The organism is Streptomyces tritici, assembly GCF_048500665.1.
GTDB lineage: Bacteria > Actinomycetota > Actinomycetes > Streptomycetales > Streptomycetaceae > Streptomyces > Streptomyces tritici.
In genome coordinates, this window is record NZ_CP183183.1 from 5,982,629 (window position 1) to 5,998,932 (window position 16,304).

Here is a 16,304-nt window from a genome sequence, read left to right on the forward strand (position 1 = left end):
CTCGGGGAGCGGCGGTGCATGGGGACGGGCCGGCTGCCGGACCGGGCGCGCGGTCCTGGGTGGGGACCGCGGGGGAACGCCCGAACCGGTTGTGGCCGGAGATGCGGAGCGATCATATCCAGACACACCGAGTAAGCGGAGGAATTGAATCCGGCCCAGGGGCGTGATATGGCGACCGTAGTCCCGTTTCCGTGCCGCTTCGGCGTCGCCTCAGTGCTGCCGCGGCGTCGGGGAGCCGGACGGGGCGGGTACGCCGGCCGTGGCCGTCGCGATGACCTCGTCCAGGACGTCGCGGGAGCGGAGCAGGTCGAGGATCATACGATCGATGCGCTCGCGCTCCGCGGTGAGTTCGTCGACCAGTCTTGGCGTGGCGATCTCGCTCGGGGCCCCGTCCGCGTCCTGCATGCAGGGGAGCAGCTCTGCGATCTTCTTACTGTTCAGCCCCGCGGCGTAGAGGGCCTGGACACGGATGACCCGGTCAACGGCCCACTCGCCGTAGTGCCGTTGACCGCCCGGGGTGCGCTCCGCCCGCAACAGCCCCTGCGCCTCGTAATAGCGCAGCGAACGCTCGCTGACACCACTGCGCCGCGCGAGTTCACCGATCCGCATTCCCCACCCCGCCTGCCGAAACCGGACTTGAACCTGACACCAGTGTCAACTTCTACCGTACTCGCATGACGAACGCAGCGGTCGACTCCCGCCTCTTCGAGCCCACCACCCTCGGCGCCCTGCGCCTGCCGAACCGGCTGGTGATGGCGCCCCTGACCCGCAACCGCGCCACCGCCGACGGTGTCCCGCAACCGATCATGGCGACCTACTACGCCCAGCGGGCCTCGGCGGGGCTGATCATCGCCGAGGCGTCGACGCCCAACGCCGTGGGGCAGACCTACCCGAACATCACCGCCATCCACAACGACGCCCACGTCGCCGGATGGCGACGCGTCACCGACGCCGTGCGCGCCGCCGGCGGCCGGATGTTCCTGCAGCTGCAGCACGGCGGCCGGGTCGGGCATCCCGACACCAGCGGGCTGACGCCGGTCGCGCCCTCGCCCGTTCCGCTCCCGGAGACGATCCACACGCCGACCGGGCATCAGGAGGCGGTGGTGCCCCGCGAGATGACGACCGACGACATCCACGCCACCGTGGCCGACTTCGCCGCCGCCGCCCGCAACGCCGTCGACGCCGGCTTCGCGGGCGTCGAGGTGCACGCCGCCAACGGCCACCTGCTGCACCAGTTCCTGGCGCAGGGCACGAACCGCCGCACCGACGCCTACGGCGGCTCCGTGGCCGGCCGCATCCGGTTCACGGTCGAGGTGGTCCGGGCCGTCGCCGACGCGATCGGCCCCGAGCGGGTCGGCGTGCGGATCTCGCCCGGAGTCACCTTCAACGGGATGGAGGAAGGCGACACCGAGGAGATCTACCGGGCGCTCGTCCCCGCCCTGGCCGACGTGGGCCTCGCCTATCTGCACGTCGTCTTCGCGGACCCGGACCAGCCGCTCTTCCAGGAGATCCGCCGGGCCTGGCCGGGCACCCTGATCGCCAACCCGGTCCTCGGGTGGGGTCGGCCGTTGCCGGCCGACGGCGGCAGGCTCGCGGGCGAACGGCTCCTCGCCGCAGGCGCCGACCTGATCGCACTCGGCCGCCCGTTCCTCGCCAACCCCGACCTGGTCGACCGACTGCGCCTCGGTGCGCCGATCAACCAGGTACGGGACGAGGGCCTGATGTACACGGGCGGCGAGTCCGGTTACACCGACTATCCGACGCTGCCGGCCGCCTCACGGCCCCGCGCCAAGACGCTGGACCCCGTCGGCCCGTGACCGCCGGTACCGCGTCCGCCCGTGACCGCCGCCGGTCGCGTCAGCCGTCCCCGCCGGTACCGCGTCCGCCCGTGACCGCCGCCGGTACCGCGTCCGCCCGTCCCCGCCGGTATCGCGTCAGTCGTCCCCGCCGTCGCGGTCCGCGGCCGGGTCGGCCGAGGCGGCCGGCGGGACGGGTTGCGGGGCCTCGGCGGAACTGGTGTCGGGGGAGAACCAGTTCATGCCCAGCAGCACCGCGGCCAGGAAGGCGCCGAGGGACGTGAGGGCGATCGTGACCCTTCGATGGCGGGCCCACGGTCGGCGCACGGCCGGCTGCCGTGCGGCGCGGCGGGCCGTCGGCGCAGGCGTGACGGACGGGAGCGCGTAGGTCGTCGCGGGGCCGGGCGCGGGCACGGTCGGCTCCGGTACGGGGAGCGGCTGCGCGCGCCTGCTCCACTCGCCGCCGGCGAACCAGTGGGCTGCCTGCTGGGCGGTGGGGCGGTCCTCGGGCTGCTTGGCGAGGAGGCCGAGCAGGTAGGTCTCCAGAGCGGGCGGGAGGACGATGCCGAGCTCGCCGGGCGGCACGGGGGCCGCGTCGAGGTGCTGGTGCAGGACGGCGAGCGCGGAGTCGGCCCGGAACGGCGGGCGCCCGGTGAGCAGTTGGTAGAGCACGCAGCCGAGCGAGTACACGTCGGAGGCCGGGCCCGCGGGCCGGCCGAGGGCGCGTTCCGGGGCGAGGTAGAGGCTGGTGCCGACGATCTGGCCGGTGGCCGTGAGGGCGGCGCCGGGATCGTCGAGGAAGCGGGCGATGCCGAAGTCGCCGATCTTGAGGGTGCCGTCGGCGTCCAGGAGCAGGTTGGCGGGCTTGATGTCGCGGTGCACGATGCCCTGCCCGTGGGCGGCGGCGAGTCCGGCGGCGGCCTGGGCCGCGAGGCGGACCACGCGTTCGGCCGGCAGGGGCGCGCTGCCCGTGAGCAGGCCCGCGAGGCTGTCGCCGTCGACGAGTTCCATCACCAGGAAGAGGCGGTCCTCGTGCGTGCCGAAGTCCAGCACCCCGACGACGTGGGGGTGGTGGAGGCGCCCCGCGGTCCGGGCCTCCAGGCGGAAGCGCGCGGCGGCGGTGGGGTCGGAATTCTGCGGGAGCATGAGCTTGACCGCGACGGGCTTGTCCAGGGTCTCGTCGTGGGCCCGCCAGACCTCTCCCATGGCACCCTGCCCGATGCGATCGCGCAGGTGATACCGGTTCGCTATCAGCACCAGCGTTTCTTCCTCATGCCGTGAGACGTGTGCACGCGCGGGACGGCGGCCCGCATCGCCGAGCGGACGGCCGGCGACGGGTGGGACCACAGCGACGCCAGCCTATCTGGATCATGAAGTGCGGCGGCCATGCGGCTGTGGGCGGCCGTGCGGCTTTCGGTACGGGCGGCCCGCCGGCGGCCCGGAGACCGCCGGCAGGCAGCGCGTCACGGCGCCGGGACGGCCTCGGGGACGTCGCCGCGCGTGGTGACGAGTCGGGCGCTTCCCTCGGCGAGCGCGTAGCCCAGCCCGACGACGGCGACCTCGCCCTCCTTGACCTGCTCGGACAGCAGCCGGGACCGGTCCAGGAGCAGGTCCACGGTGTGCCGGATGTGCTCGTCGATGATGTCGCTGTCCGCGGTGAGACCGGCGGAACGGGCCGCGAGGATGCTGGGCGTCACCCGCTCCACCACGTCCCGTACGTAGCCTCCGGCCGCGAAGCCGTCCTCCACGGCCGCGCGGGCCGCGGCGACCGCGCCGCAGGAGTCGTGCCCGAGGACCACGACGAGGCGCGCGCCGAGCACGCTGGTCGCGTACTCGACGCTGCCGAGGACCTCGGCCCCGACGACGTGACCGGCGGTACGGACGACGAACAGGTCGCCGAGCCCCTGGTCGAAGATGATCTCGGCGGCGAGACGCGAGTCGGAACAGCCGACGATGACGGCGAACGGGTCCTGTCCCGGGGCCAGCTCCTTGCGGCGGGCGGCGTCCTGGTTGGGGTGCTCCGGCGTGCCCGAGACGAAGCGGCGGTTGCCGGAGAGCAGGGACTCGAGAGCGACGGCAGGCGAAGTTCTGGGCATGTGATCACCTTATCTGCCACGTGCCCGAGCACGTGGGTGGGGGAAGGGGGCGTCGAACGCCGATTCGGGGGTAGGCGGTCGGGGTGGTGAGTGGCTGGTCGGAGTCGGAGAGTGAGGCGGACCGCACGGACCAGGCCGCGGCGGAGGGAACGGACCGCCGACGGCCGGCCGGCGGTCCCCTTTTCACGTCCGCGGCCTTCGAGGGGAGCGAGGAGATCGCGGAGGCCCGTGACCTGGCCCGCTCGTTCCTCACCGAGGTGCAGAGCGTGCACGGTCTTCCGGTGTCCGGTCGTGCGATGGCCATGGTCCAGCTCGTGGTCAGTGAGCTGGTGACCAATGCCCGCAAGTACGCCCCCGGGCCGTGTCTGCTGACGCTGGAGATCGAGGGCGGGGCGGTCCGGGCGAGTGTGTGGGACAGCAGTACGACCCTGCCGGCGGTCCTGCCGGCCGACCCCGGGCGGGTCGGGCAGCACGGCCTGGAGATCGTGATGGCGGTCTGCCAGAGCTTCTCCGTGCACCGGGAGCCGGTGGGGAAGCGGATCACGGCGGACGTCGTGCTGGCCGACGATCCGGACGGCGACGTCGCCGGCCACCAACTGCTGTGACGCTGCCGGCCCGGCCGCCGGCTGCTGTGACGGTGCCGCCCGGCGGGCCTGCCGCCGGCCGCGGATCAACGGTCGCCCCCGCGGACGGCGGCGGTGAGTCTCACCGGCTCGACGCCGGTCGCGCTGTGCCGTTCCGCCCAGCTCTCCAGCGCCGTACGGCAGGCGTGGTCGAGGTGGTGCAGTCCTGACAGGTCCAGCTCGACCGGCCGGTCCTGCGGCAGGGACTCCAGGCTGTCGAGTATCTTCGGCAGCCGCAGGAAGGTGGCGTTGCCCGTCAGGTACGCCTGGAGGGGGCCGGCGCCCTTGTCGACGACCTCCAGCTTGATGTGCGACGCTTCCCAGGCGGCCTTGACGACCGCCAGGCCGAGGCCGATCAGGACGCCCTCGAACATGTTGACCAGCACGATGGCCGCCGCGGTCACCACCAGGATCACCGCCTCGCCCCGGTGACCCCGCCACAGCCCCGCGAGCTGTCGGAACGGGATCAGCTTCCAGCCCGCGTGGACGAGGATGCCGGCGAGGGCGGGGAGCGGGATCAGCGCGAGGGCGGACGGCAGCGCGGCGGCGAACAGCAGCAGCCACACGCCGTGCAGCACCCGCGACGCCTTGGTCCTGGCGCCCGCGGCGACATTGGCGGAACTGCGGACGATCACCGCGGTCATCGGCAGCGCGCCGAGCAGACCGCAGACCGTGTTGCCCGCGCCCTGCGCGATCATCTCCTTGTCGTAGTCGGTGCGCGGCCCGTCGTGCAGCCGGTCCACGGCCGCCGCGCTGAACAGGCTCTCCGCGGAGGCGATCAGCGCGAACGCGATGATCGTTCCCCAGACGGCCGGGCCGGCCAGCGCGGCGAAGGCGTCGGAGCCGGGCGGCTGGACGACGCCGAGCAGACCCTCCACCTCGACGGTGGCGACCGGCAGGCCGAGGCCGAGCGAGACGGCCGTCGCGAGGACCACCGCGGCGAGGGCGCCGGGCACGGTCCGCACCGGCTTCGGCAGTTTCTTCCAGAGCACGAGGACCGCGATCGTGCCCGTGCCGATCGCGAGCGAGGCCAGGGCCTCCGGGCTCCCGAGTGCGTCGGCGAGCGCCCCGGGCAGGCCCGTGATCTTCCCGATGCCGGTGTCCGGGGCCTTCAGGCCCGCCGCCGCGTAGAGCTGGCCGGCGATGATCACCAGGCCGATTCCGCAGAGCATGCCCTCGACGACGGAGACGGAGATGGCCCGGAACCAGCGGCCGATGCCGGAGAAGCCCATGGCGAGCTGGAGCAGACCGGCGCACAGCACGATCACCCCGAGCGTGCCCACGCCGAACGCGGTGACCGCTTCGAAGACGATCACGGTCAGACCGGCGGCCGGTCCGGACACCTGCAGGCTGCTGCCGGGCAGGAAGCCCGTGACGAGGCCGCCCACGATGCCGGTGACCAGCCCGAGTTCGGCCGGGACGCCGGAGGCGACCGCCACGCCGACGCACAGCGGCACGGCGACGAGAAAGACGACGAGGGAGGCGAGGAAGTCCTGACGCAGATGGGGTAAGGCGCGCGGGGGCTGCATGGCGTGGTGATTCCTCCTGGCGCGCCGCGGGGGCGCGTCGGGTGTGCAGGGCGACGTCGTGGGGGGACTGCACTGCTGCGTCAGCAGCGGAACACCTGAAGCCGGTCCGGGGCTTGGGCTCGCGAGCCTCTCGGCACCCGGGCGGCTCCGGTGGCGGCGGGGAGCACCGGAGCGCTCGACGTCGTCACGCCTCGTAACACGCCGGTCCCTCCCGGTGGCTCATACGTATGGCCCAACCCAACGGCTGGTCAACAGATGGTCAAGAAGGATGCTAATCCAGCAAAGTGCCGTGCGGGGCCAACGCAATGCGTCTGCCGATGGAGAGCCCAAAAAGCGAGGGGGAATTGGCCGGAACCCACGACCGCGAGGGGGACGGGGCGCGCGTCGGCGAAGATGGTGTTCCACCTGTTCCTGTTCCACCTGTTCCGCGTGTGTGAGGAGCGACGGCAGATGCCCTCTTCCGGGTCCGGCACGAGGCCGCCCACGATCGCCGACGTCGCGAGCGCCGCCGGGGTGTCACGGACGACCGTGTCCCACGCGCTCAACGGCATCGGGAAGGTCGACCCGCGCACCCGGGAACGGATCAAGCAGGTGGCCGCCGACCTCGGTTACCGGCCCAACCTGAGGGCGCAGCGGCTGCGCCGGGGCCAGGCGAAGGCCATCGCGCTCGCCTCGTCCATGCCGTTCGCCGTGGCCGCGGGGCCCTCGCGGCTCGGCTTCTACATGGAGATCGCCGCGGCCGCCGCGGAGAGCGCGCTGCTGCACGGCTACGCGCTCGTCCTCGTGCCACCCGTGCAGTCCGGCTCGGGGCTGCACTCCGTCGACATCGACGGCGCGATCGTCGTCGAACCCGACGTCCACGACGCGGCGGTGGCGCACCTCAAGGAGCGCGGCCTGCCGTACGTGGCCCTCGGCCGGCCCGTGTCCGCGGCGGAGCCCGCGCCGTACGTCGACCTCCGCGGCGAACTCGTCACCGAACTGCTGCTCGCCCATCTCCACGAACAGGGCGCCCGGCGGCCCGCGCTGATCATCGGGGCGGGGGAGCGGCACTCCTCGGTCGACGCGCGCGCCGCGTACGAACGCGTCGCCGCCGCACGCGGCTGGACCCCGATCGTGGCGACCGCGGCCGAGGCCGGCGGCGAACAGGCCGGCTACGACCGCTGCGCCGAACTCCTCGCCCGGCACCCGGAGATCGACGCCGTCTGCGCCCTGGTCGACGCCTTCGCCGTCGGCGCGGTCCGGGCGATCCGGGACAGCGGGCGGACCGTACCGGACGACGTCATGGTCGTCACCCGGTACGACGGGCTCCGCGCCCGCACCTGCGAACCGCCGCTGACCGCCGTCGATCTGGGCCTCGACCGGGCGGCGTCCGCCGCGGTCGAGCTGCTTCTCGGCCGTCTGCGCGGTGAGCTGCCCGCCGAGTCGACCACGGTCGTCCCGCCGCCCCGCGTGATCCCCCGGGCCTCTTCGCTGCGGGGGGCCTCCCCGGGGGCCCGCCGAGGCTGAGGGGCCACCACCGGTCCGGCCGCGGTGCGCTCACATCCCGAGGATCAGGCCCACCCCCGACACCAGCGCGAACCCGAGCACGAAGCGGCGCATCGCGCTCGCGTTCACCCGGCGGTGCACCAGGCGGCTCGCCCACGCGCCGAGCGCGATCGCGGGCAGCACCGCCGCCGCCCATCCCAGTTCCTCCGGATGCGCCTTGCCGGTACCGAACAGCAGCGCCAGCGAGGCGACTTCGCCGACCAGGAAGCAGGCGGCCACGGTCGAGCGCAGTTCGGCCGGCGACCGGTGCTGGTAGACCAGCGCGAGCGGCGGACCGCCGACGCCGGTGGCCGTCTCCGTCAGTCCGGTGACCGCGCCCGCGCCGACGTACGCCGCCCGTCCGGGGGTGAACGCGGGGGCGGCGAGGCTCGCCACCGCCGCCAGGACGGTGGCGACGCCCACGAAGACGCCGAGGCTGCGTTCCGGGATCAGCCAGAGCAGCGCCAGCCCGGCGGGCGTGGCGGCGAGGCGGGCCGCGGTGATCCAGCCCGCCCCGCGCAGGTCGAGCGAGGCGCGCTCGCGCCAGGCCACGTACGCGTTGAGCGGGATCATCGACGCCAGGACGAACACCGGCACCAGGCCGGGATCGAGGATCCCGGCCACCGGGGCGACGATCAGCGCGAAACCGAGCCCGCTGCTGCCCTGCACGAACGCGGCTACCGCCACGGTGAGACCGAGGACGATCAGGGTGGTGGTGCTCACGGTGCGGTGCTCCGTCCGCAGCCGCCGGCCCCCGCCGCGCCCCCGGGTACGGGCGTCCTCCCCGCGCGTGCCGCCGTCGACGTCGGGTGCGCGCGGACGATGGTCGCGCGGCCCACGGCCGCGGCGGCCAGTTCGGCCGCCCGCCGCACGAGCGCGGCCCCGTCCCAGGCGGTGGGCCGGCCCTGCCACAGTCGCAGCCGGCCCGCGGTGAACACGGCGGTGATCTGGTCGCGGTTGCCGCGCCGCACCAGCTCCCACGGGACGTCCCAGGACAGGGCCAGTTCGGGGGTGGTGAGGTCGACGAGGAGGAAGTCGGCCGCCAGGCCCTCCGCGACGACACCGGTACGGGCCCCCAGTCCGACCGCGTCCGCGCCGCCGCGCGTGGCGTGCTCCAGCCAGGTCCAGCCCGCGCCGCACGACGAGTCGCCCGTGGCGAGCCCGTAGGCGATCCGCTGGGCGAACTCGGCCGCGTCGGCGAGCCGGAACCCGTCGCCGCGCGTTCCGTCGGTGCCGAGACCGAAGCGGACGCCACGCTCGGCCATGGCCGTGGCCGGCGCGACGGCGTTGCCCTTCCAGGCGCTGGCCACCGGGTTGTAGCTGACGGCGGTCCCGGTGTCGGCGAGCAGGGTCAGCTCGCGCGGGGTGAGCAGCGTGGCGTGCGCGGCGAGCAGCTGCGGGCCGAGCGCGCCGATCGCGTGCAGGTGCTCCAGCGGGCGCAGACCGTGGCGTACGAGGGAGCGTTCGACGCCCGCCAGGTGCTCGTTGAGGTGGATCTGGACGACGGCTCCGGCCTCGGCGGCGAGCCGGGCGGTGCGCCGCAGCGTCTCCTCCGTGGCGGCCTCGGGGATGGAGACGGCGAGGGAGGCGTGGACCAGCGGGTCGTCCTCGTAGCGGGCGAGGTGCTTCTCGGCGCGGGCCAGGACGGCGGGGCCGTCCTCGTCGCCGTCGGCGTCGTTGCAGACCAGCCCGAGGACGCAGCGGACCCCGGCGTCGCGCGCGGCGGACGCGACCACCTCGACGTCGACGTCCGCGCGGGTCCCCGCGTCGGCGACGGTGGTGAACCCGCCGCGCAGCGCTTCGAGCGCGGCCAGTTTGGCGGCCACGTACGCCGACTCCTCGTCGAGCGCGCCTTCGAGGGGCACCCACACCCGCCGGAAGATCTCGGAGGGTTCGCCGAACGCGAGCGCGGAGCCGAAGCTCTGCGTCAGGTGATGGTGGGCGTCCACGAAGCCGGGCATGAGGAGGTGGCCGGGCAGTTCGACGCCGTCGAGGTGCGGGTGCGCGCGCCGGAGCTCCTCCGCGGGGCCGACGGCCAGGAACGCGCCGTCGGCGACGACGACCGCGAAGCCGTCGGCGGGCCCTTCCGGGAGCAGGACCGCGTCCGGTACGAGGAGCAGCGGGCCCGGCCCGTCCAGGAGTTCGCGGGTGAGCGGGTTCATCGGTCGCCTTCCGTGCGGGTGCCGGCCAGACGGGCGACGACGCCCGGCCTGACGTGGTGGAACAGGATGTTGAGGACGGCCGCGACGAACGCGCCGACGGCGACGCCGCTTTCGAGGAGGATGCGCAGGTTCGGCGAGAATCCCGCGTACACGCCCGGGACGAGGATGGGCAGCAGCCCCAGGGCCAGGGCGACGGCGCAGATGAAGGTGCTGGTGTGCTTGTCCAGGTCGGAACGGCCGAGCATCTGCACGCCGAGGACGGTGATGACCGCGAACACCACCATCGCGGTGCCGCCGATGACCGCCGCGGGGATGACGCTGATCGCCCGGGTGACGGGGGCGAGGAAGCCGATCACGATGAGGACGACGCCGGCGGCGGCGGTGACGTAGCGGCTGCGGACGCCGGTGACGCGGACGATGCCGATGTTCTCGCCGCTCGTCACCATCAGCGGCAGCCCGAAGAACCCGCCGAACAGGGACGTGACCGCGTCGCCGCGGATCGTCCGCGGCACGGCGGTGCGCCGGTCGATCTCCTTGCCGACGGCCTCGGCGTTGATGACCGTCTGGCCGGTGGCCTCCGCCATGGAGGCGAGGCTGTAGAGCATCAGCGGGAGCGCGGCGAGCAGATTGAACTGCGGTGAGCCGAACGGCATCAGCTCCGGCAGGCTGACCAGTCCGCCGTCGGCGGCCTTGGACAGGTCCATGTGGCCGAGCACGGCCGCGATCGCCGTGCCGGCGAGCAGTCCGAGCATGACGGCGAGTTGGCGCAGGACGCCGGTGAACAGCAGGTAGAAGACGACGGTGCAGCCGATCGTCGCCATGCCGAGCCCGAGGTTCACCGGGTCGGCGAAACCGGGCTCGCCGGGCCGGCCGGTGACCAGGACGGCTCCGACCTTCACCAGGTTGACGCCGACGATGACGATCATCGTGCCGATGACGAGGGCCGGGAAGAAGGCGAGCAGCCGCGAGAAGAGGGGCAGGACGAGGAAGTAGAAGGCGGCGGTGAGGAGCACGGCCCCGACCGCCGTGGGCAGGCCGTGCTGCTCGGCGATGGCGATGAACAGGACGAGCGGGGCGCCGCCCGGCAGCATCACGAACGGCAGCCGGGGCCCGAACTTCCACGGTCCGAGCGACTGGACGAGTGAGCCGACGCCGGAGAGCACGAACGCCGCGGAGAGCAGGTTCACGGTCAGGCCGGGGTCGAGGCGCAGGGCCGCGCTCATCAGGAAGATCGCCGAGATCGGCGTGGCGGCCATGACGAGGACGTGCTGGACGCCGAAGAGCAGGATCCGGCCGAGGGGGCGGGACTCGTCGACGGGGTGGACGGGGGAGGGGGTGTCGGGGGCGGTCCCGGGGGCCGTCTGGGCCTCGGGGGACGGGGGTGCGGTGTCCGGTGCGGGTGGCTGGTCCGGACCGGGGAGGGTGGGGCGGGGACGGGACACGTTCGAGCTCCGTTCGGCGTTCGACACGCTGAGGGTTCAGCCGCGATCCGGCCCTGGACGGAGAGCCAAATCGATTTGGCCAAATCGATTTGGCCGCCAGTATGGGAGGGCGGAGGAGGGGCGTCAAGGGGTCGCGTCGTGACGACGGCGGCTCGTTCCCGGCGGGGCCCTGGAGGCCGGCGCGCGGGCGAGCGCCCACCTGATCGAGGAGGCCCACCTGATCGAGGAGAGCGGGGCGCTGGGGGGTCGACGCCGAGCTGCCGAAGCTGTTCGAGGCGTGGCCGACCGCGCGATCGCCGCCGGGCACGGCGGGGAGCAGGACCCCGTGCCGATCGAGGAACTGGGCAGGCCCGCAGCGACTGACGCCCCGGGGGCCGCCGAACGGCGGGAGCCGCCGCGCAGTCGGGCCCCGCGGCAGCGATGAGTTCCGCGGCCGGACACGGTCTGCCCTGGTATGACACGCATCATCGCCGACATCTCCGTCTCTCTCGACGGCTTCGTCACCGGTCCCGACCCCGGGCCGGACAACGGTCTGGGCACCGGCGGCGAGGCCCTGCACACCTGGGCGTTCTCCGACGACCCCGAGGACCGCCGGGTCCTGCGCGAGGCGACCGCCCGCTCGGGCGCGGTCGTCCTCGGCCGGCGCCTCTTCGACGTGGTCGACGGGCCGCACGGCTGGGACGACACCTCCGGCTACGGCGCCGGCGAGGTCGGCAGGCCCGCGTTCGTCGTCGTGACGAGCGCGCCGCCGGAGTCGGTGCGGACGGCCGACCTCGACTGGACGTTCGTCACCACCGGTCTGCCCGACGCCGTCGCGACCGCGCGCGAGCGCGCCGAGGCGGCGTCGGCGGACAGCGGCCGGGACCTCGACGTCGTCCTCATGGGCGGCGCCGCGACGATCGGCTCGGCACTCGACGCCGGACTGGTCGACGTGCTGACGCTGCACCTCTCGCCGGTCGTCCTGGGCTCCGGGACATCGCTGTTCACCGGAGCGGCGCCGCGCACCCTGGTGCAGCGCGACGTGATCGTGACCTCCACGGCCACGCACCTCACCTACGACCTCACCGGGTGATCCGATGACCTCTGTCCCCGTGAAAGAGATCGCCCTGGGCGTCGAGTCGTTCGGCGACGAGGACGCGCCGCTCGTCCTGCTCGCGGGCGGCACGACGATGCTCTCCTGGCCCGACGCGCTGTGCGCGCGCCTCGCCGCCGGCGGCCGGCGCGTCGTGCGCTACGACCTGCGCGACAGCGGGGAGTCGACCACGGCGGACCCGGAGGCGCCCGCGTACACCCTGCGCGACCTCGCGGCCGACGCGGCGGGCCTCGTCGACGCGCTCGGCGGCGGGCCCGCGCACCTCGCGGGCATCGGCGTCGGCGGGATGGTGGCCCAGGTGGCCGCGCTCGACCACCCGGGCGCGTTCTGCGCGCTCACCCTGGCCGGCACCCGCCCCGTCGCCCCCGGCCCGCCCGACGACGACCTCCCCGACCACGACGGGGCGACGATGGGCCGGCTGTTCGCGCGTCCGATGCCCGACTGGACCGACCGCGAGGCGGTGGCGGACTTCGTCGCCGCCGGGGCGGAGATCCTCGGCGACGACCCCGTCGCCGCGCGCGCCACCGCCGCGCGCATCTGGGACCGGACGCCCGGCACCGCGGCCCCGGTCCAGACGGCCAACCAGCTGGGCATGGTGTTCGCCCGGCTCGACTGCGCACCCCGCTGGCGCGAGCGCCTGCCCGCGATCGAGGTCCCCACGCTCGTCGTCCACGGCCGCCGCAACCGGTTCTTCCCCGTCGGCAACGGCGAGGCGCTCGCCCGCGAGATCCCCGGGGCCCGGCTGCTCGTCCTCGACGAGGCCGCCACGGCGATCCCCGACACGGCGGCCGACGAGGTCGCCGACGCGATGCTCACGCTCGGCCGGCCGTGAGGAGCCCGGCGGGCCCGGCGCCCCCGCCGGCTCGCCGGCTCGCCGACACGCCGCAGGCCCTCAGCCGGGGCTGTCGGCAACACGGCCGCCCCGCTGCGGCACCCGCGGGCACAGCGCCGCCCGCGGGCCCGGCCCCTGCGAGGAGGCCGACCGTACGTCGCGGCTCGATATTGCATGGTCATGCATCTTCATGCATACTCTTCCTATGTCCAAGGTCCTCACCTCTCTTCCGGTCGGCGAGCGCGTCGGCATCGCCTTCTCGGGCGGCCTCGACACGTCGGTCGCCGTCGCGTGGATGCGCGACAAGGGCGCCGTCCCGTGCACCTACACCGCCGACATCGGCCAGTACGACGAGCCCGACATCGCCTCCGTGCCGGGCCGTGCCAAGACCTACGGCGCCGAGATCGCGCGTCTGGTCGACTGCCGCGCCGCCCTGGTGGAGGAGGGCCTGGCCGCGCTCACCTGCGGGGCGTTCCACATCCGCTCCGGCGGGCGCGCCTACTTCAACACCACCCCGCTCGGCCGCGCGGTCACCGGCACCCTGCTGGTCCGCGCGATGCTCGAGGACGACGTCCAGATCTGGGGCGACGGCTCGACCTACAAGGGCAACGACATCGAGCGGTTCTACCGCTACGGCCTGCTGGCCAACCCGCACCTGCGGATCTACAAGCCCTGGCTGGACGCGCACTTCGTGACCGAGCTCGGCGGCCGCAAGGAGATGTCCGAGTGGCTGGTCGCCCACGGCCTCCCGTACCGCGACAGCACCGAGAAGGCGTACTCCACCGACGCCAACATCTGGGGCGCCACCCACGAGGCCAAGACCCTGGAGCACCTCGACGTCTCCCTGGAGACCGTCGAGCCGATCATGGGCGTGAAGTTCTGGGACCCCTCGGTCGAGATCCCGACCGAGGACGTCACCATCGGCTTCGAGCAGGGCCGGCCGGTCACCATCAACGGCAAGGAGTTCCCCTCCGCCGTCGAGCTGGTGATGGAGGCCAACGCCATCGGCGGCCGCCACGGCATGGGCATGTCCGACCAGATCGAGAACCGGATCATCGAGGCCAAGAGTCGGGGCATCTACGAGGCCCCCGGCATGGCGCTGCTGCACGCGGCGTACGAGCGCCTCGTCAACGCGATCCACAACGAGGACACCCTCGCCCAGTACCACAACGAGGGCCGCCGGCTCGGCCGCCTCATGTACGAGGGCCGCTGGCTCGACCCGCAGTCCCTCATGATCCGCGAGTCGCTGCAGCGCTGGGTCGGCGCGGCCGTGACCGGCGAGGTCACCCTGCGGCTGCGGCGCGGCGAGGACTACACGATCCTCGACACGCAGGGCCCGGCGTTCAGCTACCACCCGGACAAGCTGTCCATGGAGCGCACCGAGGACTCCGCGTTCGGTCCGACGGACCGGATCGGCCAGCTCACCATGCGCAACCTCGACATCGCCGACTCGCGCGCCAAGCTGGAGCAGTACGCCGGCCTCGGCCTGATCGGCGCCGGCGGCCCCGCCATCGGCGCGGCCCAGGCCGCCGCCACCGGCCTCATCGGCTCCATGCCGGAGGGCGGCGCCGAGGCCATCGCCTCCCGCGGCGAGGTCTCCGCCGAGGACGAGGCCCTCGACCGGGCCGCGATGGAGTCCGGCACGGACTGACCGCCCGCACCCGCACGGCAGGGGCCGGCCCGGCGCCACGCGCGCCGGGCCGGCCTTCGCCGTTGCTCCCGACGCCCCGTCAACTCACGGTATGGGGCGGTCTGTTCACGCGCTGTACACCCGGGGCGCAGGCTGCCCTTCGCCCCTCGGCCGCCCTGCCGACACGCACGGGCATCACGCTCACGCTCGGTCCGTCCACCCCCTACGGAGGAGAACCCGCGTGACGACTCGCAGAGTTGCCCGCCTCGTCGTTCCCGTCGCCGGCGCCGCCCTCGTGGCCACCGCCCTCGGCGCACCGGCCCACGCCGGCGACCGGGAGGCCGCCGCCACCCCGCCCGCCGTGCAGCCGCGCGCCGAGACCGCCGTGCTGTACGACGACGACGCGGGCGGCAACGCCGACGCGGACGACCCCGCGATCTGGCGCAACCCCGCCGACCCCGGCCGCAGCCTGGTCGTCGCCACGGCCAAGGAGGGCGGCCTGCGGGTGTACGACCTCGACGCCAGGACCGTGCAGTCGATCGCCGCCCCGCCGCCGGCCGCCGAGGACGACGCCCCCGGGCGGTTCAACAACGTGGACCTCGTCCACGGGCTGCGCCTGACCACGGGCCGCGCCGACCTCGCGGTCACCAGCGACCGCGGCCACGACCGGCTCCGCTTCTACCGCATCGACCGCGACCGCCCCGGCGGCCCGCTCACCGACGTCACCGACCCGGCCGCGCCCGCCGTGTTCTCCAAGGACCAGGTGGAGATCAACGAACAGCGCACCGCCTACGGCCTCGCCACCTGGACCGACCGCGCCACGGGCCGCTCGTACGCTCTGGTCTCCCAGCGCGAGCGCACCCGCATCGCCCTGCTCGAACTGCTCCCCGCCCAGGGCGGCACGGTCACGTACCGCACGATCCGCACCCTGGACCTGCCCTCCACCTTCCGTCTGCCCGACGGCGGTTCCTGGTCGCCCTGCGCCGAGCCCGGCGAACTGCCGCAGGTCGAGGGCATGGTGGTCGACCCGGCGAACGGCGTCCTGTACGCCGGCCAGGAGGACGTGGGCATCTGGCGGCTGCGCGCCGACCTGACCGGCACGCCGAAGCTGATCGACAAGGTCCGCGAGTACGGCGTGCCCGGCGTGTACGACGAGGAGACCGAGGAGTGCGCCCCCGGCGCCGACCCCGGCTTCGGCGGGACGCGGCTCACCGCGGACGTCGAGGGCCTCACCCTGGTCACCGAGCCGGACGGCGACGGCTATCTGCTGGCCTCCAGCCAGGGCGACGACACCTTCGTCGCCTACGACCGCGAGCTCGGGGACGACAACGAGTACGAGGGCGGCTTCCGCGTCGCCGCGGCCGGTCCCGCGCTCGACGGCTCCGAGGAGTGCGACGGCGCGGCCGCGCTGAACGCGCCGCTCGGCACGAAGTACCCGAACGGTCTGCTCGTCGTCCAGGACGGCCATGACAGCCCCGGTGACGGCGACCGCCCGGCGACGAACTTCAAGTTCGTCGACCTCGGCGAGGTCCTGGAGGCCGTCGACGGCTGAGGCCCGCGCCCTTGGGGCCAGGAAC

Annotated in this window: 14 protein-coding genes; 7 read left to right on the forward strand and 7 right to left on the reverse strand. The window is 73.9% G+C overall.

What is annotated here, in order from left to right:
- Positions 1 to 210: 210 nt before the first annotated feature.
- Positions 211 to 609 carry a MerR family transcriptional regulator gene (locus ACNJ93_RS27440; protein ID WP_418960130.1) on the reverse strand — a complete coding sequence of 133 codons (399 nt, stop codon included), beginning with the start codon at positions 607 to 609 and terminating at the stop codon, positions 211 to 213.
- Between the two features lie 65 nt (positions 610 to 674).
- Between ACNJ93_RS27440 and ACNJ93_RS27445 the strand changes: the two genes are divergently transcribed.
- A complete protein-coding gene (locus ACNJ93_RS27445) occupies positions 675 to 1,817 on the forward strand; it encodes an alkene reductase (RefSeq protein ID WP_418960131.1) in 1,143 nt (380 codons plus the stop codon).
- 117 nt (positions 1,818 to 1,934) lie between these two features.
- Here the strand turns inward: ACNJ93_RS27445 and ACNJ93_RS27450 are convergent, their stop codons facing one another.
- Together ACNJ93_RS27450 and ACNJ93_RS27455 are read right to left on the reverse strand one after the other, a co-directional pair.
- Positions 1,935 to 3,053, reverse strand: a complete 1,119-nt coding sequence (locus ACNJ93_RS27450; RefSeq protein WP_418960132.1) for a serine/threonine-protein kinase — start codon at positions 3,051 to 3,053, stop codon at positions 1,935 to 1,937.
- Between the two features lie 206 nt (positions 3,054 to 3,259).
- Positions 3,260 to 3,892, reverse strand: a complete 633-nt coding sequence (locus ACNJ93_RS27455) for a carbonic anhydrase (protein ID WP_418960133.1) — start codon at positions 3,890 to 3,892, stop codon at positions 3,260 to 3,262.
- A 215-nt stretch (positions 3,893 to 4,107) separates the two neighbouring features.
- On the opposite strand from ACNJ93_RS27455, the gene ACNJ93_RS27460 reads away from it, so the two are divergent.
- Complete coding sequence (locus ACNJ93_RS27460; protein WP_418961547.1) at positions 4,108 to 4,497, forward strand: ATP-binding protein; 390 nt, start codon at positions 4,108 to 4,110, stop codon at positions 4,495 to 4,497.
- A 65-nt stretch (positions 4,498 to 4,562) separates the two neighbouring features.
- On the opposite strand, the gene ACNJ93_RS27465 is transcribed toward ACNJ93_RS27460, so the two are convergent.
- Positions 4,563 to 6,044 carry a SulP family inorganic anion transporter gene (locus ACNJ93_RS27465; protein WP_418960134.1) on the reverse strand — a complete coding sequence of 494 codons (1,482 nt, stop codon included), beginning with the start codon at positions 6,042 to 6,044 and terminating at the stop codon, positions 4,563 to 4,565.
- Positions 6,045 to 6,494: 450 nt separating this feature from the next.
- Between ACNJ93_RS27465 and ACNJ93_RS27470 the strand changes: the two genes are divergently transcribed.
- Entirely contained in the window at positions 6,495 to 7,550 is a 1,056-nt protein-coding gene (locus tag ACNJ93_RS27470; protein ID WP_418960135.1) for a LacI family DNA-binding transcriptional regulator, read from the forward strand.
- 30 nt (positions 7,551 to 7,580) lie between these two features.
- On the opposite strand, the gene ACNJ93_RS27475 is transcribed toward ACNJ93_RS27470, so the two are convergent.
- From ACNJ93_RS27475 to ACNJ93_RS27485, 3 genes are read right to left on the reverse strand one after another with little or no spacing between them, the layout of a single operon-like run.
- Positions 7,581 to 8,291, reverse strand: coding sequence for a TSUP family transporter (locus ACNJ93_RS27475; protein WP_418960136.1), 711 nt, complete (start codon positions 8,289 to 8,291; stop codon positions 7,581 to 7,583).
- Positions 8,288 to 9,730: an amidohydrolase family protein gene (locus tag ACNJ93_RS27480; protein WP_418960137.1), complete on the reverse strand. Its 1,443-nt coding sequence runs from the start codon at positions 9,728 to 9,730 to the stop codon at positions 8,288 to 8,290. Before ACNJ93_RS27480 ends, ACNJ93_RS27475 begins: the two co-directional genes overlap by 4 nt.
- A complete protein-coding gene (locus ACNJ93_RS27485) occupies positions 9,727 to 11,019 on the reverse strand; it encodes a uracil-xanthine permease family protein (RefSeq protein WP_418961548.1) in 1,293 nt (430 codons plus the stop codon). The genes ACNJ93_RS27480 and ACNJ93_RS27485 overlap by 4 nt, the downstream gene beginning before the upstream one ends.
- Before the next feature lie 607 nt (positions 11,020 to 11,626).
- Here ACNJ93_RS27485 and ACNJ93_RS27490 point away from each other — a divergent pair.
- From ACNJ93_RS27490 to ACNJ93_RS27505, 4 genes are all read left to right on the forward strand, one after another.
- Positions 11,627 to 12,244, forward strand: a complete 618-nt coding sequence (locus tag ACNJ93_RS27490; protein ID WP_418960138.1) for a dihydrofolate reductase family protein — start codon at positions 11,627 to 11,629, stop codon at positions 12,242 to 12,244.
- Between the two features lie 4 nt (positions 12,245 to 12,248).
- Positions 12,249 to 13,097 (forward strand): alpha/beta fold hydrolase, encoded by an 849-nt coding sequence (locus ACNJ93_RS27495; RefSeq protein ID WP_418960139.1) that lies wholly within the window; start codon positions 12,249 to 12,251, stop codon positions 13,095 to 13,097.
- Between the two features lie 205 nt (positions 13,098 to 13,302).
- Entirely contained in the window at positions 13,303 to 14,748 is a 1,446-nt protein-coding gene (gene argG / locus ACNJ93_RS27500; protein WP_418960140.1) for an argininosuccinate synthase, read from the forward strand.
- A 220-nt stretch (positions 14,749 to 14,968) separates the two neighbouring features.
- Entirely contained in the window at positions 14,969 to 16,279 is a 1,311-nt protein-coding gene (locus ACNJ93_RS27505) for a phytase (RefSeq protein WP_418960141.1), read from the forward strand.
- The last annotated feature ends 25 nt before the right edge of the window (positions 16,280 to 16,304 follow it).